Origin of the sequence: Curvibacter sp. APW13 (genome assembly GCF_032337135.1) — a bacterium.
Classification (GTDB): Bacteria; Pseudomonadota; Gammaproteobacteria; order Burkholderiales; family Burkholderiaceae_C; genus Allorhodoferax.
The window spans coordinates 905,349-930,146 of record NZ_JAVXZZ010000001.1 but is presented as its reverse complement, the minus strand read 5'-3'; the positions used below and the strand labels follow the sequence as shown (position 1 = coordinate 930,146).

Below are 24,798 nucleotides of genomic sequence, written 5' to 3'. Positions count from 1 at the left end.
ACCCTGCAGCGTCGCCGTGCCGATGGGGGACAATAGCCCCTTTGCCGATACCCTCCGCCCCCGTGTCCACCACCTCTTCCTTGCAGAACGATTTCCAGGCGAGCGCTTCCGCATCCATGACGCCGACCGAGCGCCGTGCCAGTGCCTCGCTGGCCCTGATCTTTGCCCTGCGCATGCTCGGCCTGTTTCTGGTGCTGCCGGTGTTTGCGCTGGAAGCACGCCGCCTGCCCGGCGGGGACGACCCGGTCTGGGTGGGGCTGGCCATGGGTGTGTACGGGCTGACCCAGGGCTGCCTGCAGATTCCTTTCGGCATGGCGTCGGATCGCTTCGGGCGCAAGCGCGTCATGGTGATTGGCCTGGTCATCTTCGCCCTCGGCAGCCTGCTGGCCGCACTGGCGCCTTCTGTGGCCTGGTTGGCGTGCGGTCGCGCGCTGCAAGGCGCCGGTGCCATTTCCGCGGCAGTGACAGCCTTGCTGGCCGACCAGACCCGCGACGTGGTCCGCACCAAGGCCATGGCGCTGGTGGGGGCCAGCATCGGGCTCATGTTTGCGCTCTCGCTGGTGCTGTCACCGCTGCTGAACGCCTGGCTGGGCTTGCATGGCCTGTTTGCCTTGACGGCGCTGCTGGCCACGGGGGGCATTGCCGTGGTGCTCTGGTGGGTGCCGCCGGAGCCGGCCAAGCATGTCGATGCCGGTCGAGGCGGTTTGCGCGATGTACTGGCGGATGCGGCGCTGATGCGCCTGAACGCCGGGGTGTTTCTTTTGCACGCGGTGCAGTTGGCCATGTGGGTCGCCTTGCCCGCCATGCTGGTCCAGGCCGGATTGGACAAGGACAGCCACTGGAAGGTCTACCTGCCTGCGGTGCTGGGCTCCTTTGTCGTGATGGGCATGAGCCTCTTTCGGCTGGAGCGCGCCGGCTATCTGCGCGCCGTGTTCCTGGTCGCCATCGGCTTGATCGGCACGGTGCAACTGGGATTGTGGGTGGTTGCCCAAGGCCAGCCCGGGCTGCTGCCGCTGGCCTGGCTGCTGTTCGTGTTCTTCTGTGGCTTCAATGTGCTGGAAGCGAGCCAGCCCAGCATGGTGTCGCGCCTGGCCCCGGCTTCTGTGCGCGGTACCGCCATGGGCGTCTACAACACCCTGCAGTCCTTGGGCTTCTTCGTTGGTGGCATGGCCGGGGGCTGGCTCACCAAGAACCATGGTGCCCAGGGCCTGTTTGCCGTGGCTGCCATGGCCATGCTGGTTTGGCTGGTCATTGCCTGGCCCATGCGCCAACCGCCCTTGGCGCATGCGGCAAAGGCCCCATAATTGCCGCTTCTTCTGGAGAATTCACACCATGGCATCCGTCAACAAAGTCATTCTGGTAGGCAACCTGGGGCGTGACCCCGAAATCCGCTACATGCCCAGCGGCGAGCCGGTCGCCAACATCACCATCGCCACCAGCAGCAAGTACAAGAACAAGAGCGGCGAGATGGTGGAAGAGACCGAATGGCACCGCGTGAGCTTCTTCGGCAAGCTGGCCGAGATTGCCGGCCAGTACCTGAAGAAAGGCCGCTCCGTGTACGTCGAAGGCCGCCTGAAGACCCGCAAGTACACCGACAAGGACGGCATCGAGAAGTACGCCACCGACATCATTGCCAATGAGATGCAGATGCTGGGTTCGCGCGAAGGCATGGGTGAGCCGTCGGGTGGTGACGAGGGTTATGGCTCGGGCGGCGGCTACGCCCCACGTGCCGCAGCGCCTGCACCGCGGGCCGCTGCACCCCAGGCCGTGCGCCAGGCCCCGGCGCCGCGTGCGCCGAGTGGCTTTGACGACATGGACGACGACATCCCGTTCTGATTGCCCTTTTAAATCCCACTGTGGTGGGTTTTTGTTGGTAGCAGGCCTGTCTCCAGTTGGAGGCAGGCCTTTTTCATGGGCTGCAGGCTAGCGTTGCATGCGGTGGTCCCCGCAATAGAACGGGCTCCCAGCTACCGAAACATCACTGCGCGAATGTCACCTGGTAGCTGTAGTTGCCCGGGGGCAGGCTGGGGAAGACCATCGCAGCGCGGTAGCTGTCAATGCGGGACACCGTGGGTTTCAGGCCGCTGGTCTTGGTGTTTTGCACCGTCGGCAAGGTGTCCTTCTGGGGCAACATGATCAGGATGGTTCCTCCGTTGACGGGTGTCTTTCCGATCACCGTCACATCGACGTCGAGGCGTTTTCCCGTGAAACTGCTGCGGACCAGGAAGCGCTCGCGGTCACGCCACCAGTCGGCCACCTTGCCTGCAGACGCCAGCCACATGACGTTGCGCTTTTGCTTCAGGTGCACCAGGTAGGCCGGCAGCGCTTTGTACAGCACGCTGCTGGTATCGAAATTCTGTGTGTGTACGCTCAGTAGCCCCAACCCGGCGTTTTCCAGCGCCAGTTCCGCATCATCGATCAGGGCCTGGGTGGTCTGTTCGACACCCAGCTTTTCCCAATAGAGGTTGATGTCGTCGCGCTGGGTTCGCGGCAACACCACCAGGTCGTTGTCGGGGGTCGATCCTTCGACCTTGGCAAAGAGCGGCCATCGGCCTTCGGAACGGTTCGGGTCCGCAACGTGGTGCCGCAGCCCCATTGCGAAAAGCAGCTTTTCTGTGGTGGCATCGTATCCCTCCGTGGGGGCACGGAATCCGCTCACCTTGGAAATGTCAGGCATCACACCCGACAGTTCCCTTCGCATCGTCTGCATGCGTTGCTCTTGCTGTGCAACAGGCTGGTCCTTGAAGCCCACGTGGATGTCTCCGTGGAAACCGATTTCAGCTTCCCGTGCAAGGCGCGTGACCGTGTCTGGAAACTGTTTGGCCACCGAAGTCAGTACATAGAACGACGTCGGATAGTCGACCGCCTGCATCATCGATTCGAAGTTCAACGCGTTGTTGAATTTGTCCTCGGTGTCCATTTCGATGACGTTGGCGGCCTGCTTGCCATGGGGCCAGGCCGCCCGAATCGCCGTTGGCTCGCGTTGCAGCCAGCGGATGGCATCGTCCAGGAAAGGGTAGATCGCGAGTGGGTGGTTGGCCCAGGCCGATTCCGCAAATCCGAAAACCACGGTTCGGCCGGTCTCCGGGGTGGTTTCCTGGAATACCACGCCGGCATCGCCGCGGCGATTTTCTTCGATGATGCGTGCCCAGTTGGTGAAGCGTCCGCCGGAGTTGTCGCCCCGCAGGCGTAACAGGCTCTCCGAGGTCTTCGACATGAAAACACGCTGGCCCGCGAGAACGGAATGGGAGATGGGGGACTCCGCATTGAGGATCAGATGGTTGGCCTCGGACTCGGCGGGTACTTCTCCGAGCACCTTTGCGCCGAAATTCTCGATGAACTGCCATCCTTCCCATTCGCCTTTGGCACTGCGTGTTCCTGTCGCCCAGGAAGCCAGCACGGCTCCACCGCGTGCCCGGAACGCGAGTATTTCGGTGCGTTCTTCGGCGCTCAGTGCAACGGCGGACGGAAGCACCAGGATGCCGTCTTCCACTTTTCGGATCTGCGCCGCGTCGGATATCTCGCGGAACTTGGTCTTGCGGTTACCGAAGTAGTCACGCCAGGGTGTCAGCAGCAAGTCGTAGTTCGCGCCGATTCCATTGAAGTACCCACGGCTGGTCGTCGATGCGTACAAGGTGACGTTGTTGCTGCCGGACGAGGAAAAGACCAGTGCACCGTTGGCGCCAATGGCTGGCATGCGCCAACCAAGGTTCTTCATGACCTCCATATAGATCATGGTTGGTGCGGCGATGCCCACCACGATGAACAAGTGGATGTAGGTGCCGAACCGCTTGTAGAACGGTTTCTTCTGCCGATTGTCAGAGCGACGAGGTGAGCGTTCCATGGCGTCAAGGACGAGGGTGGCGGTCATGGAGCGTTGGAGTTGCTTGCGCTCGAGGTCGGCTCATAGCGCTTCAGAAAAATCGGCTTCTGGGGGCCGGTGCTGTCCAGCGTCTCATCGGTCTTCTTTTTCGAAGGCTTGCGCTTGTCGCGCAGTTTGAACGCAAAGTAGGCGCCAATGCCGATCACCATGGTGCCGATGGTGGTGACCAGAATCACCGTCGCGAGAATCGATACTAAATCCATGTCAGAGCTTTCCTTCCCGATCGAGCTTGCCCCAGGTCATGGCCGTTCCGCGCCATTCCTCCAGCGTGGCCAGCACCTTGGAGATGTCAATGATGTTAATGTAGAAGAGTCGAAACATGACCGCATAGAGGATCAGTGAAGGCTCCTCCTCCTCGATGACCACGCAGTACGCAGCAGCCACCACGTCGAGAATGGTGAGTTGCAGCCACCAGTAGAAAAGCAGTGTTGCCAGGCCGTAGGTCAATCCCACATAGACAAAGAATATGTTGCCCATGACGGTCGAGAACGGCCACATGATCCCTTCGAACAGCATGTACCACAGGATGTAGAAGTTGATCCCCATCTTGCGCGGCTGGAACAGCGCGTGGCTGTGCTTCTTGGTGGCCTGCAGGATTCCTCGGGTCCAGCGATAGCGCTGCTTTAGCAGGTCGAGCAACTTGCTGGGGGTTTCCACCCAGGCGATCGCACTGGGCTCATAGGCAATGTGCCAGCCTCGCATCAGGATCTTGAGCGTGAGGTCGCAGTCTTCGGCGAAAGTGTCGTGGTCGTATCCTCCTACCTGCTGCAGCACGCTCTTGCGGAACATGCCCAGGGGGCCGGGGATGATGTTGACCACACGCATGAAGCTCTGTGCCTTGCGTGCCATGGCCAGCCCTTCGACATATTCGAGGGCCTGAATGTTGGTCCAGATGTTCTCGCGGTTGATGACCTTTACGTTGCCGGCCACTGCACCGATGCGGGGATTCTCGAAGTGGCGCACACAGGCCCGCAGCGTATTGCGCGACAGCTTGGAGTCACCATCCATGTTCAGGACGAATTCACCAGCAGCCGCAGTCATTCCTGTATTGAGTGCTTCCGCCTTGCCCCCGTTGCGTTTGGTGATGACGCGCACGGGCACTTTCTTGCTGGCGCGCGCAACCTTGAGCGCCTTTTCGTAGGTGTCGTCGGACGATCCATCGTCTACCACGATGATTTCGTAGTTTGGATAATCCAGCACCAGCAGGGACTTGATGGCTGCCTCGATGACCAGCCCTTCGTTGTAGGCTGGAACCACCAGGGTGACCATGGGCAGTGACAGCTCTTCCCGATAGCGGTTCTTGGGGGGCTCCGGCTTTCGTATCAGACCTTCGAGGTGATCCATGAACGAATACAGGATCATCACGGCATAGCGAAAGATCAGCAGACCGAGAAAGAACAGCAGGTAGACCGAAATCGATGCCAGAAGATAGTGCTCGAAGAGCACACTGAACGAACCCTGTGCATCACGCACAGAGTCGTACAGAAAGGCAATCAGCCCGAATACGGCTGTGATGGCGGCAATCGCCGCGGCGTAGCGGTGGACCTTGTTCACCGCCAAATTTTTTCCAGCACGACATTGGCAGTGTGGGCGCGGTATTCCGAGCTGGCCCGCGTGCTCGTCATTCCCCACAAGTTGAAGCTCAGGGCGTAGTTGCTGGTGATCCAGTATTTGGCGCCTCCGGACAGCATCCAGCTGGTTCCCGCATCACCGTACAGCCCAAGGCCGACCTGAACGCCGGCATAAGTGCTCCAGTTTTCCCAAGGCCACTCGCCCGCAAGGCCTCCATACAGCGTCCCTGCGCCTTCACTGGGCGACCAGTAGTTGGGGCTGGTGAATTTTGCCTGTCGGGTTTCAACACCCAAATAAGGCTTCACGTTGTTTCCGAACGGACGGATCACCGAAGTCAGCCGTGTGTCCGTCGTGAAGATCGTGTTCTCGTCGGAAATGTTGAAGTAGTCGGTCTTGAATGCCAAGTCTCCGATGGCGTAGGGGTGCTTGAGCAGCAATCCTACGTGGGTGGCCGTATCGCGTGCGAGCAATGAATTGGCATTGCCGGTGTATTTGCCCCAATTGACTCGACCGATGTCGATCTGGCCTAAATCGTCTTCAAGTTCAAGGCGCAAATTTCCAAAAATGCCGTTCTGGGTATTGGTCGGCGATGTCAACTCCAGGGTGGGCCGAAGCGCTACACCAACGTCCTGGTATCGGACCGTGACTTCCCGTAGCGGCGCTTCGGCGGCAGGAACTGTTTCGTCGATCGCTGCCCCCTCTATCTCAAAGATGCGGAAACCGCTGTCATCGCGCCACCGGTGGGTCACCGCCAGGTTTCGACTCCGAACTTCAGAGGAGTCGGCCGAGGTGCCATAGGCGATGGTAGTGCGCGGCGCAAGTTCCCGCTCCGCCAATTCCAGTCCGTTCTTTGCGTCGATGTGGTCCGGGTTCTTGGCCAGAACTCCGCGATAAATCGGCGCTGCGACTTCGTCGCGGCCTCTCCAGCGCTGAATGTTCGCCACGCCGACCAATGCATCATCTACCAATGGCTCTTCGGTAATGCGCTGGTAGACGGTGGTCGCATCCTTGAGACGCCCCGACCATGCCAGGCTGTTGGCGATGATCAACTGCAAACCATCGTCGGGCTTTTCCGCAGCCAGCAAAGCGAGTCCCTCTTGTCCGGCATCGGCATAGGCGCCAGCGTTGCTCAGATCGACGATGCGCTGTTGATTCGTTGGGCGCTTCTGGGTCTCTGCCGTGTTTTCGGCGCTGGTTGCAGCGCTTGGCTTGGGGGCGATGTACCTGAAGGGCGTGAGAAAAAACTCCCCCGAGTTCGACGTGCCGAGTTGGGTGAGTTGAATTTCTTCGTCGCTGGTCGCGGCCCACGCTGTGCCAACCAGGAAGGCGGCAGATAGCAGCGCCGAAAGGGGGCGCCTGAGCGTGTGAAGTGCGGGCTTTCGCTTGGTTGTAGAAGCCATTGATTCAACCATTCTTGCGCTCGAGTGCATATGCGGGGTCGTCGAGGGAGCGGTCATGCCGAGGCTTGCTCGCGCTTCTCGTGGCACGCGGGGCATCGCGTTTGCCGAACACTGCGGGCTGCTGAGAGCTCTGTGCATACAAAGATGCGGGAGTTTCGGCAAGTCCGGACTCGATGGGGTCGGGCGGAGGTGCAGTGGGTACTGTCGTGGGAAAGGCTATCGCCGGGCGGGGGGATGCGATCGACGCCGGGTAGGGCGCATGGAAAGGCGTGGTCGATTCGGGCAGCGGGGTTGTGACGGCGACTGCAGGCGGCGGCACCTCGTTGTCACCCGCAGGCATCTTGGGCGGCGGCGGTGCGGAAGCCACGATGGCAGATGTGTAATCCACCGCAAGACCAATGTCTGCGTTGTGGAGCAGTGCGGCCAACTCGTGGGTAATTTCGTCTTTTGAAACCTGAAAGCGCACTTCTGAAAATGCGGTGTCTATTGGCCCGCCCAGCAGACGCTCCAGGGTGGTCAGAATCACGCTCTGTTGACATGCATTGAAGAACAGGTAGCACGAATCGCTGTCTGCCGTACTGAGGTCGCCCGGTCGCGAAAGCTTGATCTGGTTGAGGATCTGCACCATTTCAATGCCGGGCTGTGGTTTTGCAACGATCAGCGCATACGGGATGTTCAGAGTGGATGCCCGCTCCTGCAGCGTCTCGACTTCCCTGGCAAACCGCGCAGGCGTCTGGTAGCCGCGCAGCGCGGCGGAAGTGACACTGGCCATGGCGGCTTCGAAATTGATGTCAACGTCTCTGCTGAATATTTGCCCTGCCACGGAACTGAGCATCAGTGGCATGCGTGCCGGCTGTACGTCGCGATGTACCACCAGGTTCACACCGAGGCGCAGCAGCAAGGCCTCATTCTGGTAGCGCAGCGAGGCGTTCTTTTCCTGAACGATGATCTGCGCGTATTTCCCCAGATTGATGCGCAGCGTGTGGATGGCTTCCGCCAGTTGGCGAAGGTTGGTGTCCTGTCGATAGCAGAAAATGGCGATGGCACGACGCTTGTTCCGAGTCGCGTGCATCATGCCAACCAAGGTATCCACCCGTTGCCAGTTTCCCGGCACTTGGGAAGAAAGGCTTCCCAGGTCTGCATCCATATAGAAATAACTCGGCAAGGGTTCCTCTGGCGGGACATCCAGTTCGGGGCTTACAGAGTCTCCCGTGGAGGTGGCCTCACTCTGGTTGTGCCGGAGCGTGGCCTCATAGCAGTTGTTGTCCAGTGTGGTCAGCTGGTAATTTCTGGCGGCAACGGTGCCATCGGGCGACTGCCAGTAGTCAAACCCCAACCGCAGACCGGATTCCTCACCGCCTATGCGCGCGATACCGGTGAGGTAGTCCATGAGCGCATTGATGGTCGAAGAATGTGCTTCGGATACCCGCAGGAACGCCAGCAGTGCAGTGACCTTGTGCTGATCCAACCATTTGCTGATGATGTCGATCTGCTCGATCGCCAACGAAACATCGTGCAGGCTGATCAGGTCGTCTGCCTGGTCAAATACCAGATAGCTGTTTTCTGGGATTTCCATTTGCTCCAGTTCGGAGACAAATCGTTCTGCACCGAACCGAAACATTTTCTTGGAAAACTCTTCTTGCATACAGAAGAGCTGGAATTGTCCCGTCGCAAGTAATCCCTGGGACTTCAGGTCTCCCAAGGTCTCCAGGCGTTGGATGAAATGCTCAGGGTGTCCTGGCACTATCGCAGAGCAACGGCGTCCATCCTTGAGGGCGCCGCCCAGGCTGGAGGCAAAAAGCGGAAAACGGGCCGACGCAGTTTCCGCAATCAACACGTAAAGCCCCCCTTGGACCATGTTATTGGTCAAGTTGGGCAGACCTGGAATGCCAATGCGGATATTGGGCATCAGGACCGTGGAGTTGACGGAATCATTCATAATCTAATGCTACTTTGAGCAGCATGAATAGTACCTGCTGTGCTTCTGGGACATCTTTGGCTGGGTGCATATTGTCTACGGTTTGAGACATTTGGCACGAATAAGCCATATTCGGGAAGGTATTGGATGGCGTTGGGTCGAATATCGCGGTGGCTGGGTCAACTGGGTTTCGTGCTGGTGCTGGTTGCGTGCTCTAGTTCGAAGAGTTCGGTAGCACCAACCGCTGGTTCCGCAGGGGGCACCAGCAAGGCGCCTGCAGTGGCGGTGGTTCCTGCAGCGGCCATCCAGAAGAGGTCGCAGGAAGAATCCAAAGCGGCGGTAGAGGCCCGCGCGAATGCCATCGCAGCGGCCACTGCTGCGGCAGCTGCGAGGCCTGTTGCCTCTGCGAAGAAAATCGAGGGCCCTGTTCTACCGACGGGTCCCGCAGTGTGGTTGTATGTTTCGCTGACCAGCCAGTCGTACTTCATGAAAGCCGGCTTGGAAGGCAGTTCCCGCTCTGCAGTATGGGAAGGGTTCTTGCGCAAGTACCGAATTCCCTATGTGCGAATTACGTCGGTTGATCTGCTCGAGCAGACGCCTGCCAATGCAGTGCTGTTGCTCCCTTCGAATGTGGCGCTCTCTGATCGCGAGATGGCGGCCATCCGTTCGGCACGAGAGCGGGGAGCTTCTGTCCTGTCTACTTGGTTGACAGGTGTGCGCAACGATTCTGGCGATTGGCGCGGCTTCGAGTTCATGGAGAAAGTGCTCGGAGTGCGTGTAGCAGGCAATACGGAAGATGGGGAAGACGACAATTTCTTGATCGTCCATGGGGACAACCCTGTGACCCATGCCATTCCTGCGGGAACACGTGTCTGGATTGAGCGTGTCAAGGACATGTTGCCACTGCGCTTGGTCGCAAAGAACTATGCGGCGCACATCATGGACTGGTCCCGCACCTTCTCCATTGAAAAGAAGACCGGCGCGATCGTCTTTGATGAGGAAAAGCAGGGCAATGGGAGTTTTTCGCGCAGCGTGACATTTGGGTATCCCGAGCAGGTATGGCTGTCTGGAGACCCCAAAATGCTCGAGGCCCTGGCCCACAACGCTTTGGCCTGGTTGTTCAGGCAACCGGATGCCTACCTGGCCGCATGGCCCCATCCCCATGCCAGCGCCGCACTCATTGCGGTGGAGGGCGGCGAAGATGTGGCGGAGGTGGATTTCGAATTCGCCAAGCGACTGGAAACCGCTGGAGCCAAGGCAACCTATTACGTTCTTTCCGACAGCTTGGCTAAGGCCGCGCCAGTCATCAAGCGCATTCAGAAGCGAGGCCATGAAATTGCTTATTTTGGTGACAAATTTGACGGATTCAAGGACCAAAGCCGGGCGACACAGGCCAAACGCATGGACGCCATGCAGAAAGGGCTTGATGATGCGGGAATCAAATTGACGGATGGGGGCGGGTTCGTGGCTCCCATGGACTCGTACGACAAGGTGACGGAGGAATTGTTGTTGGAGCGGGGTATCGGGCACTATCTTTCTTTCATGGATGCAACTGATTCCAGACTCCCCTTTTTCGCGAAGGGCACCACGGATGTGAACAAGGCAACGGTCGTGTTGCCGCGCACGCAGCCTGGTCCGGAAGAGGCGACTGAAGAGGGGGATCCAGACGAGGGAATGCAAAACTTCCTGTCGGAGTTCGCGTTGTCTGAGTCCATGGGCGGTTTGTCCGTAATCCGAATTCCGACACAGACCATTCTGTCTGAACCCCATCGCGAGTTGTTGTTTGGGCATCTGGCGCAGCGTAAGGGCAAGATGTGGATGACCAGCGCAGGAGAAATTGCCCAATGGTGGCGCGACCGGGCACGTGTGGCAGTGCGCTTGGAGCCCAATGCCAAGGCACCCATCCTGGTGGTTTCCGTTCAAGGTGGCGTTCCCGTGCGAGAGCGGACGGTTGCGTGGCTGAACTTGCCATCCATGGCTTCCAGGCTCAGGCTTGAGGCTGCAGACCTGGATGACCCGACCCCGCCGGTTGTGAAGGTCGATGCCTGGCGAAGTGGCGTGGTTCTGGACGGCCTTGTTCCGGGGGAGTATTGCTGGTACCTGTATTTCGACGGTCCTTCTGGACCGGCAAAGAACTAGGAGTGAAAGATGTTCAAGCGAATCCTCCTTGGGATCGTGGTGATTGGCGCTTTGCCATGGGTGTGGGCACAAGGGAACGGGCGTTTGTACGATCCGGAGCCGCCGGCAGATTCAGCCTATGTTCGGGTGGTGGTATCCGCCAAAAGCCCCGCCATGGACGTTGCCGTAGATGGTGCGGTTCGTTTCCGCGCACTGCCCGGACAGGAGGTCAGCGACTACATGGTATTGCCGGGTGGTGGGCACACAGTTGCTTTGCAGGTGACTGGCAAGAGTCAGGTCGCCGCATCGAAGGTGCTTGAGGTTCAGAAAGGGAAGTCCCTCACCTTGGTCTTTTCTGCCGCCAAGGGTGACGCCCGTACGACCGTCTTTGAAGACAAGGGGAATACCAACAAGCTCAAGGCTACTTTGACAACTTATAACCTTGGCACGAATGGAAGTCTGGACATTGCAACTGCCGACGGTGCCAACAAGGTGTTTACTGGCCTTGCTGCCGGAAGCTCTTCTTCCATCCAGGTCAATCCCATTGCGGTGGAGTTGATGGCAAAGAATGACAAAGGGCAGGGCAAAGTCAAGTTGGAGATGGCACAGGGTGGCACCTACAGCGTCATGGCTTTTGAGGACGCGCAAGGGCGCCCGAGCCTGAAGGTTTTCCAAGGACGCGTCGAACGCTATACCGGTCAGTAATAACCAGTTAATGGAGTACAGCAAATGTTGAAGAAGGCAATGTTTTCATGCGCAGCCGTGGTGGCTTGCAGCACTTTATTTGCGCTGAGTGCAGCGGCGGCCGACAATGTGCCGGTCTTGTTCGGGAAGAACAACGAATGGCTCTTCACCCCCTATGAGTTTGCCCAGCAGTCGGATGCTGCAGATACCAGTGCAACGATCAGCCTTTTTGAAAAGGCCAATAAGCTATTTGAACGACAGGGTATCGCCCTGGCACTGGTGATCGTGCCCTCAAAGGTCCGGATTCATTCGGATCAACTCCCCCCCAACAAACCGCTAGACCCCTACACCGAGGGTAAGTACGAGAACGCGGTCAAGGTGCTCAAGGCCGGCGGTGTAAATGTCGTCAATCTGAACCAGCCGTTCTTGGCCAGTCCGCATCGGAGCAGCGATACGCCCTTGTTCTTGCGACTGGATACCCATTGGTCCCCTTCCGGGGCCCTGCTGGCTGCCGAGACCATCAAGGCTGTGATCGATGCCACACCTTCGCTCAAGGCTGCGTGGGCCGCAACGCCAGAAGTCGGGTACACCCTGAGCTGGAATAAGCAGAAGACGACCACCCGGGCGCGTGACTTGGTGCGATTGCTGCCCCCGGAAGACCAGAAGCAGTTCGCTCCAGAGCAGGTTCTCCCGTTCAAGGTCGCGCGCACGACTGCTTCCCAAGCCGGCTTGCAAGGGGCTGGTGATACGGTCGGAATCACGGTGATTGGCAGCAGTTACACCAACAAGAATACCGGTTACCCCGATGGGATTCGCTATACCTTGCAACGGGATTTGCTCGATATCTCCATTCAGGTGGATAAAGGCCCATGGGTCGGTATGGAAGAGTATCTCCGCGACGAATCCTTCAAGACCAACAAGCCCAAGCTGATTATTTGGGAAATTCCGGAGCGTGAACTGCGCTCTCCACCGAATGCCAAGTTCCGGGACGTGCGCTACCAGATTGACAATGCCGAATGGATCAATCGTATCGCTTCAATCCTGAAGTAACCCTGCTGTAGTCTGGGGAAGCGCCGTGCTCCACGGATTGAGGTGGTGTGTCCTGTTGGTCTGTGCCTGTTGGAGCATGGGGGCATTCGCGACAGACCGCAGTGGCCCGCTGCAACTGATCTATCTGTACAACAGCCCCCATACGGCCCAGCTCATCAAGTCGCAGGAGTCCTCGTATGAAAATACGCTGGGGCGTTGGCGCAAATACCTCAAGCGATATGGCAAGGCCTCTCGCGATTTGTCTCGGGATGATCTCGTTGCCGGGGTTGAACCAGGCGTACTGATTCTGGCTTCGGCCCAAGTACTGGATGAACAGGAAAAGCGTGCCATCCAGTCCTTTGCCGATCGAGGTGGCAGCATTTGGGGTACCTGGGCGATCGGTAGTCGAGACCCGAGTGGCAGATTCCTGGGTTACGAATATCTGGAACACCTCTTTCAACTCCGGGTGCTGGGTAAATACAAGGTCGACACCGAATGGTTTCTGATGCCATTTGGAGATGGCCCCCTGACGTGGCCGGTTCCTGCCGGGCGACGCATGTCGGTGGGTGACATATCGGACGAGATGCTGATCCGCGTGCAGTCTGACAACCTGGCTGCCGTGTTTATGGATTGGATGCGAACCAAGGAGCAGGCGGGTCCGGGAGGCGCGATTGCCTTCCATGAGTCAAGCACCGCGCGCTTCGTCTACTACGCATTCCCTGAACGCGTTTGGAATTACCACAAGCAGGCAGATTGGAATGCGATCTTGGACAGCACCATCGCCTGGCTTCGCCGCGAGCCCCGGCTGTTCAAGGGGGCTTGGCCAGATGGGCGCGCCGCAGCCCATCTGATGGAGATGGATACCGAGGACAAGTTTTTCTCAGCCCCCAATTTTGCGAAAGATCTCGAGAGCATTGGAGTCAAGGGAACGTTCTATTGCCTGACGTCCATGGCCGTGCGCTACCCTGACATCGTGCGGGACCTGCGCGCGAGAGGGCACGAGATTGCCTACCACGCAGATGTGCATTTTGGATTCAAGGACTTGGATCCCGCCGAGCAGGAAATGCGGGTGCTCAACATGAAGGCCCAGATGAAGACCATTCTCGGAGATGCAACCGGGGAAGCCACGGGTTTTCGTGCGCCCACGGAATCGTACGACGCTGTGACGGAAAGAATTTTGCGGCGCAACGGCATTCTTCACCATGCCGCAGATCCGAGCGCCACGCAGGATCGTCTGCCGTTCTTTTCAAGTGCAGAGCCGGGTTTGGGGCCCAGTGCCGCATTGGTTGTGCTCCCCAGGACACAGTTCGATGACGTCAACTTCATGCGCATGCTGTATGGTCCAGCGCGGGTGGAGGAAAGTCTTGCCTACGACCTGGACCTTGCGGTGCGCAGCGGAGCATTCAGTCTGCTGTCGGTACATACCCAGAACTATGTCGATGGTGGCTTGATGGCCGGCACCATGGGCAATTACATGAAGCGGGTGGCTGAGTACAAGGACCGATTGTGGGTCGCTCGCGGCGACCAGATAGCCGCATGGTGGCGCACACGTGAGCCCGTGAAAATCCAACAGCGGACGGGTGACGGATTCATTGCGTTCAGTGCGGACGGCACCAGCGGCTCGATACCCAGTGGCTTGTCGGTGATCGTGACGCACCCCCGCAAGGGAATAAGCCCTGTGGTAACCCTCGCAGATGGCAAACCTGCCAAGGTTCAAGTCAAGGCGATGGATGCATACCGATCTGCCATCGTGCTTGATGCGCAGTCTCCCACTTCAGAGCTGTTTGTCAGGTTTTGAATCCGACGGAATCACTCTCAGGAACGCATCGCGCTTGGAGTCACCGCTTGCAGACCTGCTATTGCTGCGACGAAGTGGTGCGTCCGGCAGGCGCGTGGCGGTGGTAGTAATCCACCAGGGTTCCGCCATCGTACCCAAGCAGGAAAAAGGCGAGCCCTGGCAATTGGTTGTCCAGCACGAACGCAGCCTTGGCGTGCATGCCCCACCAGTCGTCGAACCATCCTTCTCGCCAATACCCGTCGGTGCCTCGGAAGCGGTAGCTGGACGATGCGGAAACCGCGTCATAGCTGGCGCCGTAGCGTGCCACTCGCTCCACGACAACGGCTTCTGATGGGGGTGTCTGATCGAGCGAACCCACCGAAAGCGGGCGAGCGAAGGTTACGGTAATTCCCTTGCCCATCGTTAAGGAGTGCGTTGACCGCCCGTCACGGACGCGCCACTCATAACCATAGAGCGGGTAGCCAAGGTATTGTTTCGAACGCGGTATTTCGAGCCTGTCGGCCAAGGCAATGGCCTTCTTCCATGTCAGTGCGTAAGGCCCATCCAGCGGGGCGACGGGGCCTGCCCGTTTGCTGTCGAGCCAGTGCGAGTCATAGCCCTGGATCACGGAATAGTCGACCGATCGGAGTGACTCTGCGTCATACAGCAGGTTCTTGCTCTGAAATGGCAGGAATATGCCCAGTTGGCGCCTGGGATTCAATGTCTTTAGTTGATCCGCCAACGTTCGGACGAACTGCCGGTAGGCCAGAAGTGCCGGGGCTGGAACTCCCTCATACAGTTCAACGTCCAACTGTATTCCGGCGACTCGCGCGTCGGAAGCCAACGCGACGAGTTCTGCACTCAGGCGTTCGATGGCCTGCGGGCTGCCGAAAACGCGCTGAAAGCGCTGAGGATCCATCAAGGTGATGGTGAGGTCTACCGGGATCTTCTTGGACTGGGCATGCTCAATCAATTCGCCCCAGCGCTCGGGCCAACCGTGTCGCTCGGGAATGTCGCCCGCCTCGCCGATCGGCAGCTCAAACACGAACAGGCGATCAAACGCTACCTGCCGGACGCTTTTCCATCCTTCGGCAACCCACCAGCCGACATAACCGACAGCATTGAGATTCTGGGCAAATGTGGGCGTGAGAAAACCTGACAGGACAAGGATCCAAGGCCACCTTTTAGCCCATCGCCTCATGAGGCTTCGCTGCTGTCGATCAACCAATCGGCGAGGGCCTGGATAGCTTGGCTTGCTGGGCACGTCGGTTCGTATTGAAGCACAGGTCGTTCAAAGGCCAGCGCCTGTGGAACCCCAGGATCGCGGCGAACCGATACAGGTACTACCATGCTGCCATAGTGTTCGATCAGCGACTTCCGAACTTGGTGGCTGAGCTTGCTGCGCAAGGGCATCTGGTTCAGGACAATGTGCTGTTCGATGAAAGCCTCGTTATTGCGAGTGTGGGTAGCCACCAGCGCCAAGATGCGCGCAACCGTCGCAAACGATGCAGCGTCAGCGAGCAGAACTACCAGTGCACGGTGGGCCGCGTGCAGCGCTTGCTGTAGATAGGTGGTTGCTCCCGGAGGAGTATCAATGAGCACGAAATCATAGGCGCCAGGGTCAAGGTTGGCGATGCCATTCTTGACCCAGTCCGGGTGCAGCCGAAGTTGCTGCTCGAACTCCACCAATTCGCCATCCTGGAGGCGACCAAACGGGATGAACCGTACGCCAAAAGGGCTATCGAACACCGCATCGTCGTTGATGCCCTCCCTGGCGAGACCTGCGATCTCTTCAGGGTCCATTCCCAGGTGCAGGCGCTGAATGTTCTGCGGATCCAGGTCAATGACCAGCACGCGCTTGCCACGTGCAGAAAGACCAACGGCTACGTTGCAGGTCAGCGTGGACTTGCCGACACCACCTTTGCCGGAAATAAAGGTAACGATCTCCATCAATTGGCTCCGTTGGTTGCCGCCGGTGCCAGTGGCAAGCGGCAGGGCTTGGGACGCTTGGGCGGGGGCGAAATGTTGCTCTGTCCTGCGGGTGTCGGTGTGGTGGAACCGATACGAAGTGTTTCGGAGGGCTTCAGTGCAACGTCTTCTTCATCGGCTTTGAGCGGCGCGATTCGCGCATTCGATATGGGGGCCAGGGGCAACGGCGTGACCCTCACTTCCGAAGTGGGGGGGGCGACCGGCTCCATCGCCATTGGAGGCATGGATTTGGTGGCTGGCGCCTTAGATTCCTTGACGTCGCGCGGGCTCGCGTTCGTCGTAACCGGCGTTGCCGATCCTTTGCGCTCAGCTTCTACGCGGCCCGCTGGGGGAACCCGCACGGATTCAGGCTGCGCAGAGGTTTGAGGGGCGGCACTTGTGATGCTTGGACGAGCATTTCGCTCCAATGGCTCGGGTACTGTGGAGCTTTGCTGTAGCAAAGCCTCGAGCTTGGCCAATGCCGGGTTTGACTTTCCTTGACGTTTTGCGCGCTGGTAAAGGGACCGCGCTTCCGACCAGTTTCCAGCCTTGGCTTCCAATTGACCCAGGTTCGCCAAGGCTTCGGTATGGTCGGGGTGCGTGATCAGGATCCGTCGCCAGGTGTTGCCAGCCAGGTCGCCGCGCCCCTTGGACTGCCAAGCACGGGCCTCGTCCACCAGTTGACTGGTGAGCAAATCGTCGGCCGACCATGCCAATGGAGGCAGGCATAGTGCCGCAGCAAATAGGCAGCGGCCGAGCCTTGACAACAAGCAACTCGCCCTAGCGAACCGCATGTTTTTTGCCTCGTTGGGCAGCAAGGTGCTTCAAGGGGCGGTACAGCAATGCCCCAAGAAGAATAGCCGCCAATGTCACCAGTCCAGCGAGCACAAACGGCTGGTCAGCGAAGAACCAGCGAACTTTGCTGAGCCATGGCAACGATCCGACATAGTAGGTATCGGACGCTTTGACGTGGCTGATGCTCTTGTCATCGACTACAACGAAATCGCCCTGAATCGATGCCAGACGATCGTTGTCCGTCAACGCATCTGAAATCTTGCGCAGATCCGATGGTTTGTCTGCGTAAAGGAACACCACGCTCTTGCCGGATTGAAGCGGTGACTCGAATCCCATGATGGTCGACAGGCTCGCATTTCCGGAAATCTGAAGTGCTCCTGCGGGGTTGGGTTTGGTGGTTATGTCTTCTTGAGCCCACCGGTAGCCTGCTCGCCATGAGGCACGGTATTCACGAACGCGGCGGTCGCCATCGACCATCACCATCGGCAGGGCATCCTTCCATTTGGAGATCAGGCTCTGGCTGTTGCCGGAACCAACAACAACGATGTCTTTGGCAGAGGCCTTTTCAATGTCCAGATGGGAGACCACGCCATGGCGCAGTGCCGGATAGCCGGTGGACTCGCCCATGCGCCCCAGAACTGTCAGGTACAGTGACAGTTCCTCCGCGCCAGGGTTGTCTGGCATTGCGAAGGCAGTGTCCGACAGGTCGGCGAGTCGGGTAAAGGGGAAGCCGAGGTTGGCAAAGTAGGCCAAATTGGGGAGCGCCGCGAATTTGGGAAAACCACTGAAATCAATGGTTGACTCCGGATCGATGGCTGCTTCCAGGTTGGCGGGAGGGAGGCTGCGGCACTCTCCTTCCTTGACGACGTCGAAGTAGTAGGCGAACTGCAGTTGATCACGGCCATCACTTGCATAAGGTGGCAGATACATCTGTTCCTGGCGAATTCCAGACCCATTGAATGCGCCCATCACGGGCTTGTCGGTGTCGCCCACCTTCTGGACCGGGTCATTGATGGAGAACGACTGGAGATAGTTGTTGTTCAACCCGACGTTCAGGCTTGAATTGCGATGGAACGGTAGCCGAGTGACGCGGAACTTCAGGTCCACAGGAACCCCTTCCGAGCGCCAAGTGAACACGTCAGGAGAAACTCGGTAGTTGAGGCGAATCGGGTCAGGGTAGTACGCATGCACGCGCATTTGATCCGCGCGCATCAGCTCCCCCATGCGAACCGGGCGGTCCGTTGGAATCCACGCGGGAGCGTCATAGGGCTTCCGAGGCGCTGCCTCCACTTCATTCGTGACCGATACCAATTGACCTGCCAAGGTGTGGGAGGCCAGTGCAACGGCATGGGCTGCCTTGGCGATGTCTGCTGGATTGGCCCCGGAAATCACCAGCAACCGCGCCAGTGGGTTGTTGGGATGGGGGATGAGGGCGACACTGGCGGCTGCAGTACCCTTGACTCCCTGGATGTTCTCGCCGCCCTGAAGAAAGACCACTGCGTTACCGTCCGGCAACTCGTTCAATGTCACCGGGAATTGAACAGACTTATTGCGGGCCTGCAGGCCGAACCACGAAGCCACCACGCCGGCCGCTTGAATGGTGCCGTGATTGACACCCTTGGTGAACACGAAAGGCACGCTCAATGGCGAACTCTCGCGCCGGTCGAAGAACGGAGCTGGCAGGTTCTTGAGGTCACTCGCCATGGAGACCGGGGCAAGGGTCAACTCCAATCGGCCCAGATCACTCAATGTCAACCACAAGGAGGAGTGGTACGGATCCTCACACTGGCGCGTGTAGTGCCCGATGAGCTTGAATTCAAGCGCATTCATTTCCTTGAACAGCCTCGGGTCAAGGTTGATATCGCGGGCATTGCCTACGTTCTTGTCCTTGGGCAGGCCTTCCACCGCAGCGACCCGGTCATTGAGAAGCACTTTCAAGTGGCTCAGTTCCGGTATTAGTGCCGGTGAGTAGTCATAGGCGATACGAAGCTTTGCTCCGATCACCACTTCGTCAGGACGCACCGGGAAAAACAGTGCCTGACTGCCATCAACGCCACGCAGCTTGATCGATGACCAAGCCCCCAATTGCTTGAACGACAAGGACACGGTGCGGGTGCGTGATGCGCCGGTAGGCGCCTCCGTGCCTCGGGGTTCTTCCATCAGCGCTGCATCCTTGTTCTTGCGCGACTTCGCGAATGCCAGATCGGCCGGTGCCAGCAGCATGGAAACCGCCATGAGGGCCGTCCACCATAGCGGCTTGGAAAGGGATGGGAAACCGGAAAACTTAGCCATGGGTTGAACTTCCTGGGAAGATGCGCGCGCGAATTCTCTGCATCACGGCGGGGAGTGTGTACTTCACTGTCAAATTGTAGAAGGCATCCTGAAGCCGGAGCAGGATCCGTTCCAGCCATCGTGGAAGCAATCGATCGGCGTGAACAGGGGGGAGCCACATGGGCCATCGGCTGGGCCGTGAAAGGGCGAGCGCCGCAACCCCCCGGAATTCGGACAGGAACTGCGCGGGTATTTCGGCGACGACCTGTTCTGATGAGGTCGTTGCCAGTCTGCACGGGAAAACAAATTCACGTGCGCCAAGGAAGATGGAAATCTGCGCGGTTTGACCATGCAGTGATTGGGCGGCATGGGCGGCGTCCAGTGTCAGGGGATGCTCGGGAAAGTTGGTTGTGGTGGTGCGAAACACGGAGCCGTCATCGACCAAACGCACCATGCAAGGCAACTGTGCACACGCGTGGCGGTGGGCCTGCACCCAATCCAGTTCACGCTGTACGGCCAGTTCGGCGAGCAAGCTCATCATCAGAAAGGCTGACCACGCGACGTAGAGCGGTGCGAGGATGGGGGAAGCACCTGTCCACAGCCCATGAAGACCCCACGATGACACCAGACCGAAGACCAGAATTCCAACCCAAACCCATGGACGGTGGGTGATCGGAACCGTTTTGGGGAGGCGATCCAGCGCGCGTAACGGGTCCGATTTTCGGATGCCGGGCAGCTGTAGAAAGCGGGTGGCCGTGAAGGACCGAGTCGTCCGCACCAATACCGCGATCGCGCCCAACTCTTCCTTGACAAAATCCCACCAGCGCAACCGGTGGTGTTCCAGCGCGGTGGCGAGAGCCAGCCGGCCAAGCACCCACTGGGGTACCCAGTACGCCGCCAGTGTCCAAAAGTCGGCCGCTATCACCGTGGCCCCCAACCCCAGTGCCGCAAACGGTATGACCCAGAAGATACCGGTAGTGATCGGTGCGTAAAAATGAAGACCCTCCCGCAGAGCCTTCAACTGAATGCGTAGCGGGAGAGCAAGGGGTCTGGAAGGGCCGTCCAGACGTTTGCAATGACTCTGGTGGTCATTGCCTTTCTGATACAGCAGGAAGGCATCGAAAAAGCCGCTGTGACCCAAGGCCCTGTCGGTTGGCTCCACCAGGGGCGAACCGGATGGCCTCAACCCACCGACGGCCAGTAGGGACGTTCGGCGTACCACCGCAAGTGCTGGCTGTTCCGGGAAAGACAGGAGGTGCGTCTGGACGATCCGACGCGGACGCTGAGACAGTGGAAAGCGCGGGGTCTGTGCCAAGGCGAGAAGGGGTTCCTGGACAAACCAGCCCATGGTGTTGCGAAGGAAGTCCGGCGGCAACTGCTGTGCACAGTCCGCCACGACCAGCAGTTCGGCTTCGCTTTCATACATGAACCGGTTTACCAATGCAGCGATGTCGTCCGGTGCGCATTGGGGGTAGACCCGCAATGTCACGCCTTTTGCTGCACACGCGCTGTGCAAGCTCGCGTCATCGTGCGCTGAAAGAATGACGGTCCGGTATTTATTGCGTGGCCAGTCCTGTTCGGACAGGCCCGATAGAAAGGCGACCGTTGACTCCACCGCATCATGGGTGGGGACGTAGACGAAATCGACGGTAGGCCAGGTCACGGCATCGTCCGGCAGTGGGCTGCTGTCCGACTCCACAGGCCAGACCGAGATGAAATAGTCCAGTCCGGTTCGTAGCCAGACCAGCAGTTCGGCGCAAATCAAAGCCAGCGCAAGGAACCAGTTGCCTGTGCCCGAAGGGGGCAGGGTGGCCTCTGCGCGCCAGTAGAAGTAGCGAAGCCCCAGCAGTGCAGCCATGCAGACGATCGCCAGGGCGACGACCTGGCCACGATGGCGACGCAGGTAGATGGCGAAAACCACCAGCGACCAGCCAAGGACAATCTGGCTATTCGTTGACAGGCGGGTGGTGACCGCCAGCACAAGCACGGTGAGAGTTGCCGTCAGCACCGCGGCAATCAGTCCGGGAAGGCCCCAGTGATCCGAACGGGCCAAGTCCATGGTCCAGCGCGCAATCCGCCCATGCACCAAGGGGACACTGTGCTCGGGATGTTGTGGCAGGTGCCACCGGTCACGCCAGAGGTGCAGCAGTGTTGCCGGGGTCATCGGTTCAGGCTGTCGATGAGATGCTCTGCAATGCGTGCAAGGTCATGGCTGGCCTGGCCATGGGGGTCATAGGCCATGACGGGCTGCTGGAACGCAAGCGCTTCCCGCACCGATTCATCGAGGTGAACGCCAATCGGTATCAGTCTGTCACCGAGTCTGTGGCTCAGTACATCACCAACATCCTTGTTGAGCAAATCCGTTCGGTCGACCTGATTGAGCAGGTACAGGTGCTTCGCTTGCGGCTGTGCTGTCTGCATCTCGGCCAGCCAGGATTCCATGGCAGAAACCGTTGCATAGGACGCGGCGTCGGCAAGGAGCACGACCAGAATCAGGTCCGCGCATGCGAGCGTCTGACGCAGGTAAGGGCTGGGACCCGGTGGCGTGTCGATCAATACAACGGCATCGTCATTCAGACCTGCGGCATGGATCTGGTCTCCTATCCATCCGGGATGTGTTTCGAGCAGTTCCTCAAACGCCTGACGTTCCTCTTCGGAAACCTCACCGTAAGGCAGGCACAGCACCTCATGGTCTGTGGGCACGGCGATTTCCGCCCAATCCGCCTGCGCAATCGATTGGGTACATACGCCGCACGCGTCTTCAAGTGCAAGGCCAAGATGGAATCGAAGGGCGTTCTGCGGGTCGAGATCCACGGTGCTGACGCGATGGGGCCCCAATGCTCTTGCCAATGCGACGGCCAGGTTGGCGGTGACCGATGTCTTTCCGACGCCACCCTTCATGGAAACCACGCCAATGACGCTCATCGTTTGCCGATCCTGCGCATGAGGGGGGTGCCGCTTGTCTTGCTGCGCGACATGGGATTCGTCGGTGCGACATGGCCCTCGATTCGGTCAAACAATGCCGCCAGCGAATCTGGTGCAGTCTCTTGCGCGGTGCTCGGTTGTTGCCGTTGTTTGGTCTGGTCTGGTGGGGTTGTTTCCTGCGCACCCATCTTGGCAAACAAACCGACAGCCGCGGGACGCTCGGTCGCCTTGGTTTGCGTGGCAAACAGGGTTTCGCGCGGCATGGGGGCGTCCGGGGAGGGAAACAGATTGGCGGCCAAGGGCGGCATGTCCACGGCGTCCGTGGGCGCGTTGGACTTGCGCGGTTTCGTCCGGGTAGCGTTGGTAGTCGGCTCAGATGCGATTGGTGCCGTCTCGGACGCCACCTTCTTCGGGCGAGGCGAGGCTCCCGCCAGGGATGCAAATTTCTCCAGCCCTCCTGACAGCTTGCTGCTGATGCCGGGGCGTGCCAGCAGTGGTTTGCGTGCCGGTTGTTGGGGAGGAGGTGCTGGCGTCCAGGCCTGTTTGTCACCATCGCTCAGTGCTGGCGTGACCTCTGCCTTGGAGGGTGCCATGGCACGAAAAAGTGGCCAGCGCTGCTCGGCTTCACGTGCGGATACGCGCAGTTTGGCCTCCAGTGCAGACTCATCCGCGCCGAGTGACCGCATCAGTGCCGATGGGGATTTGGGTGTGGCAGGCATAGGGATGTCTTGTGGGATCAGCGTCCGAAACGGAATCGCAAATGCAGGGCTTCACACTCTTCCTCGATCGCCCGCACGCGCATCGATGGCCCTGCACCGAGCAGGCCGAAAAGTGTCTGGTAGAAGCCTTCCAGGAATCCGATCGACCACACAAGGGCGTCGTCTCCGAAGGCCTCCGCCAGCGGTGCGCCATGGTGGTCAATCGCGATGCCCGCAGGTATTTCGGAGATCTCGACCACGCCCCAGTTTATGCGCGCCAGGTAGTCGTTGAGCGCGTTTGTGAGTGCCCCCAGTGTATTGACACCCTCGAATGCCTCACGGGAGTCCTGCGCTGCCCGCTCTCCGATCGAAGTCCACAGTTTGCGCAGCGTTTGCGCATCCGTCTGCTCGCTGAGTTCACCGGCCATGGCGCGCAGAAACGGAAACCACTGAAGGGACATCTGTTGTTCGCGGTAGTAGTTTTCCAGAGGTGTAGCGGTCATGCCTGTAGTTCGGTGAAAGCGACGATTTTATTCTTGTAGTGCTTCGATTGTCAGATGTAACTGATTGTCAACAAAGGCAATTCTTCTTTCTTGCAGCATCGGCCTGTGAAATTTGCACGGAATCCGCCGCGATGGCGTCACTTGACAGGCAGGACACTTACCGCGTATAGTAATACGATACCCCACATAGTATATGGAAGAGTACATGAACAAAGCATGGAAAGCCAATTGCAGGCGGCTGGGCGCAGCCACCGTGCTGCTGCTTGCCGGCGTGCTGCAGGCGCAAACCGTCCCCACTTACAAAGTAGGCGTCGATACCCAGGCCAGCGGCTTCGCGTTGGAGGGCACGTTGCAGGCCGTCCACCAGGCTACCGTCTCCGCGCAGACCCAGGGGCGCGTCCTCACACTCAAGGTGAAGGTGGGTGATCGGGTCAAGGCAGGTCAAACCTTGGCCACGCTGGACGACCGCGAGGCCCAGGTTGGTACCGAACGAAGCCAGGCGCAGATGGCACAGGCCCTAGCCGAATTCCGGAACGCGCAGACGCAATGGGAGCGAACCAGGGAACTTCAACAAAAAGGGTTCGTATCGAAGGCTGCACTGGACACCGCAGCGACACAACTGGAAGCAGCGCGGGCAGGCAAGGACCAGGCGCAAGCTTCCGTCAAGCTGTCGGGCATCGCGCAGGGCTACGCGCGGGTTGTCGCCCCTTTTGACGGACTGGTGTTGCAGACACACGTCCAAGCCGGTGATCTTGCCGTGCCGGGTGCACCACTGCTTACCGTCTACGCCCCCCAGCCCCTGCGTGCAGTGGTGCAGGTTCCGCAATCGCGGGCCGAAGACGCCAAGGTCGCACGCGATATCAGCGTCGAACAGGACTCAGTGAATGCTGCTGTAAGGATCACACCGACGACACGGCAGATCGTGCCTTCCGCCGACCCGGTGTCGCAGACCACCGAATGGCGGTTGGATCTGTCACCCAAGGACACTGCAACCATGTTGCCGGGCCAGCCAGTACGCGTGCGGTTTGCTGGCGGTGCCGCCGCAACCCCCCAGCGGATCACCATACCGACCCAAGCGCTGGTGCGCCGTGGTGAGCTGACCGCGGTCTATGTCGCGCAGGCCCAGGGCTACGCCTTGCGGGCAGTGCGCACCGGCGCCCTGGTGGGAGCGCAATCCGTGGAAATCGTCGCGGGCCTGCGTGCGGGTGAGCGCATCGCCCTGGATCCGGTCAAGGCCGCAGCTGCAAGGTAAGCCAC

20 protein-coding genes are annotated in these 24,798 nt (G+C 59.3%); 7 read left to right on the top strand and 13 right to left on the bottom strand.

Annotation, left to right across the window (positions count from 1 at the left end; translation table 11 throughout):
* Positions 1-116 precede the first annotated feature (116 nt).
* Entirely contained in the window at positions 117-1,304 is a 1,188-nt protein-coding gene (locus RQP54_RS04255; RefSeq protein WP_315677747.1) for an MFS transporter, read from the top strand.
* 28 nt (positions 1,305-1,332) lie between these two features.
* The gene (ssb, locus tag RQP54_RS04250) at positions 1,333-1,836 is read left to right on the top strand and encodes a single-stranded DNA-binding protein (protein WP_315676919.1); all 504 of its coding nucleotides are present in this window, start codon (positions 1,333-1,335) and stop codon (positions 1,834-1,836) included.
* 142 nt (positions 1,837-1,978) lie between these two features.
* Here the strand turns inward: ssb and RQP54_RS04245 are convergent, their stop codons facing one another.
* Genes RQP54_RS04245 through RQP54_RS04225 form a run of 5 tightly spaced genes read right to left on the bottom strand, consistent with a single transcriptional unit; the run spans position 1,979 to position 8,794 of the window.
* Complete coding sequence (locus RQP54_RS04245) at positions 1,979-3,871, bottom strand: polysaccharide deacetylase family protein (protein ID WP_315676918.1); 1,893 nt, start codon at positions 3,869-3,871, stop codon at positions 1,979-1,981.
* Positions 3,868-4,086 carry a hypothetical protein gene (locus RQP54_RS04240; RefSeq protein WP_315676917.1) on the bottom strand — a complete coding sequence of 73 codons (219 nt, stop codon included), beginning with the start codon at positions 4,084-4,086 and terminating at the stop codon, positions 3,868-3,870. Before RQP54_RS04240 ends, RQP54_RS04245 begins: the two co-directional genes overlap by 4 nt.
* Position 4,087: 1 nt before the next feature.
* The gene (locus RQP54_RS04235; RefSeq protein WP_315676916.1) at positions 4,088-5,437 is read right to left on the bottom strand and encodes a glycosyltransferase; all 1,350 of its coding nucleotides are present in this window, start codon (positions 5,435-5,437) and stop codon (positions 4,088-4,090) included.
* Entirely contained in the window at positions 5,434-6,855 is a 1,422-nt protein-coding gene (locus tag RQP54_RS04230; protein ID WP_315676915.1) for a hypothetical protein, read from the bottom strand. Before RQP54_RS04230 ends, RQP54_RS04235 begins: the two co-directional genes overlap by 4 nt.
* 4 nt (positions 6,856-6,859) lie before the next feature.
* On the bottom strand, positions 6,860-8,794 hold the full coding sequence (locus tag RQP54_RS04225) for a BcsE family c-di-GMP-binding protein (protein WP_315676914.1): 1,935 nt from the start codon (positions 8,792-8,794) through the stop codon (positions 6,860-6,862).
* A gap of 465 nt (positions 8,795-9,259) precedes the next feature.
* Between RQP54_RS04225 and RQP54_RS04220 the strand changes: the two genes are divergently transcribed.
* The 4 genes from RQP54_RS04220 (at position 9,260) to RQP54_RS04205 (ending at position 14,402) form a co-directional block, all read left to right on the top strand.
* The gene (locus RQP54_RS04220) at positions 9,260-10,912 is read left to right on the top strand and encodes a polysaccharide deacetylase family protein (RefSeq protein WP_315676913.1); all 1,653 of its coding nucleotides are present in this window, start codon (positions 9,260-9,262) and stop codon (positions 10,910-10,912) included.
* Positions 10,913-10,921: 9 nt separating this feature from the next.
* Complete coding sequence (locus RQP54_RS04215) at positions 10,922-11,596, top strand: alginate O-acetyltransferase AlgF (protein ID WP_315676912.1); 675 nt, start codon at positions 10,922-10,924, stop codon at positions 11,594-11,596.
* Positions 11,597-11,620: 24 nt separating this feature from the next.
* Positions 11,621-12,625, top strand: coding sequence for an alginate O-acetyltransferase AlgX-related protein (locus RQP54_RS04210; protein WP_315676911.1), 1,005 nt, complete (start codon positions 11,621-11,623; stop codon positions 12,623-12,625).
* A 76-nt stretch (positions 12,626-12,701) separates the two neighbouring features.
* Positions 12,702-14,402, top strand: a complete 1,701-nt coding sequence (locus RQP54_RS04205; RefSeq protein ID WP_315676910.1) for a polysaccharide deacetylase family protein — start codon at positions 12,702-12,704, stop codon at positions 14,400-14,402.
* A 58-nt stretch (positions 14,403-14,460) separates the two neighbouring features.
* On the opposite strand, the gene RQP54_RS04200 is transcribed toward RQP54_RS04205, so the two are convergent.
* From RQP54_RS04200 to bcsD, 8 genes are all read right to left on the bottom strand, one after another.
* Positions 14,461-15,582, bottom strand: coding sequence for a glycosyl hydrolase family 18 protein (locus RQP54_RS04200; RefSeq protein ID WP_315676909.1), 1,122 nt, complete (start codon positions 15,580-15,582; stop codon positions 14,461-14,463).
* The gene (bcsQ, locus tag RQP54_RS04195) at positions 15,579-16,331 is read right to left on the bottom strand and encodes a cellulose biosynthesis protein BcsQ (protein ID WP_315676908.1); all 753 of its coding nucleotides are present in this window, start codon (positions 16,329-16,331) and stop codon (positions 15,579-15,581) included. The genes RQP54_RS04200 and bcsQ (RQP54_RS04195) overlap by 4 nt, the downstream gene beginning before the upstream one ends.
* The gene (locus RQP54_RS04190; RefSeq protein ID WP_315676907.1) at positions 16,331-17,065 is read right to left on the bottom strand and encodes a tetratricopeptide repeat protein; all 735 of its coding nucleotides are present in this window, start codon (positions 17,063-17,065) and stop codon (positions 16,331-16,333) included. The genes bcsQ (RQP54_RS04195) and RQP54_RS04190 overlap by 1 nt, the downstream gene beginning before the upstream one ends.
* A gap of 64 nt (positions 17,066-17,129) precedes the next feature.
* Positions 17,130-19,436 carry a cellulose biosynthesis cyclic di-GMP-binding regulatory protein BcsB gene (bcsB, locus tag RQP54_RS04185; RefSeq protein ID WP_315676906.1) on the bottom strand — a complete coding sequence of 769 codons (2,307 nt, stop codon included), beginning with the start codon at positions 19,434-19,436 and terminating at the stop codon, positions 17,130-17,132.
* Entirely contained in the window at positions 19,429-21,579 is a 2,151-nt protein-coding gene (locus tag RQP54_RS04180) for a hypothetical protein (protein ID WP_315676905.1), read from the bottom strand. The genes bcsB and RQP54_RS04180 overlap by 8 nt, the downstream gene beginning before the upstream one ends.
* Positions 21,576-22,340, bottom strand: coding sequence for a cellulose biosynthesis protein BcsQ (bcsQ, locus tag RQP54_RS04175; protein ID WP_315676904.1), 765 nt, complete (start codon positions 22,338-22,340; stop codon positions 21,576-21,578). Before bcsQ (RQP54_RS04175) ends, RQP54_RS04180 begins: the two co-directional genes overlap by 4 nt.
* Positions 22,337-23,059, bottom strand: a complete 723-nt coding sequence (locus RQP54_RS04170) for a hypothetical protein (protein WP_315676903.1) — start codon at positions 23,057-23,059, stop codon at positions 22,337-22,339. Before RQP54_RS04170 ends, bcsQ (RQP54_RS04175) begins: the two co-directional genes overlap by 4 nt.
* A gap of 17 nt (positions 23,060-23,076) precedes the next feature.
* On the bottom strand, positions 23,077-23,541 hold the full coding sequence (gene bcsD, locus RQP54_RS04165) for a cellulose biosynthesis protein BcsD (protein WP_315676902.1): 465 nt from the start codon (positions 23,539-23,541) through the stop codon (positions 23,077-23,079).
* Between the two features lie 205 nt (positions 23,542-23,746).
* On the opposite strand from bcsD, the gene RQP54_RS04160 reads away from it, so the two are divergent.
* Complete coding sequence (locus RQP54_RS04160; RefSeq protein WP_315676901.1) at positions 23,747-24,793, top strand: efflux RND transporter periplasmic adaptor subunit; 1,047 nt, start codon at positions 23,747-23,749, stop codon at positions 24,791-24,793.
* Positions 24,794-24,798: the final 5 nt, after the last annotated feature.

Coding starts and splice junctions, on each gene's coding strand:
- RQP54_RS04255 (WP_315677747.1), top strand. CDS start 117: ATGACGCCGACCGAGCGCCGTGCCAGTGCCTCGCTGGCCCTGATCTTT.
- ssb (WP_315676919.1), top strand. CDS start 1,333: ATGGCATCCGTCAACAAAGTCATTCTGGTAGGCAACCTGGGGCGTGAC.
- RQP54_RS04245 (WP_315676918.1), bottom strand. CDS start 3,871: ATGACCGCCACCCTCGTCCTTGACGCCATGGAACGCTCACCTCGTCGC.
- RQP54_RS04240 (WP_315676917.1), bottom strand. CDS start 4,086: ATGGATTTAGTATCGATTCTCGCGACGGTGATTCTGGTCACCACCATC.
- RQP54_RS04230 (WP_315676915.1), bottom strand. CDS start 6,855: ATGGCTTCTACAACCAAGCGAAAGCCCGCACTTCACACGCTCAGGCGC.
- RQP54_RS04225 (WP_315676914.1), bottom strand. CDS start 8,794: ATGAATGATTCCGTCAACTCCACGGTCCTGATGCCCAATATCCGCATT.
- RQP54_RS04220 (WP_315676913.1), top strand. CDS start 9,260: ATGAAAGCCGGCTTGGAAGGCAGTTCCCGCTCTGCAGTATGGGAAGGG.
- RQP54_RS04215 (WP_315676912.1), top strand. CDS start 10,922: ATGTTCAAGCGAATCCTCCTTGGGATCGTGGTGATTGGCGCTTTGCCA.
- RQP54_RS04210 (WP_315676911.1), top strand. CDS start 11,621: ATGTTGAAGAAGGCAATGTTTTCATGCGCAGCCGTGGTGGCTTGCAGC.
- RQP54_RS04205 (WP_315676910.1), top strand. CDS start 12,702: ATGGGGGCATTCGCGACAGACCGCAGTGGCCCGCTGCAACTGATCTAT.
- RQP54_RS04200 (WP_315676909.1), bottom strand. CDS start 15,582: ATGAGGCGATGGGCTAAAAGGTGGCCTTGGATCCTTGTCCTGTCAGGT.
- bcsQ (WP_315676908.1), bottom strand. CDS start 16,331: ATGGAGATCGTTACCTTTATTTCCGGCAAAGGTGGTGTCGGCAAGTCC.
- bcsB (WP_315676906.1), bottom strand. CDS start 19,436: ATGGCTAAGTTTTCCGGTTTCCCATCCCTTTCCAAGCCGCTATGGTGG.
- RQP54_RS04180 (WP_315676905.1), bottom strand. CDS start 21,579: ATGACCCCGGCAACACTGCTGCACCTCTGGCGTGACCGGTGGCACCTG.
- bcsQ (WP_315676904.1), bottom strand. CDS start 22,340: ATGAGCGTCATTGGCGTGGTTTCCATGAAGGGTGGCGTCGGAAAGACA.
- RQP54_RS04170 (WP_315676903.1), bottom strand. CDS start 23,059: ATGCCTGCCACACCCAAATCCCCATCGGCACTGATGCGGTCACTCGGC.
- bcsD (WP_315676902.1), bottom strand. CDS start 23,541: ATGACCGCTACACCTCTGGAAAACTACTACCGCGAACAACAGATGTCC.
- RQP54_RS04160 (WP_315676901.1), top strand. CDS start 23,747: ATGAACAAAGCATGGAAAGCCAATTGCAGGCGGCTGGGCGCAGCCACC.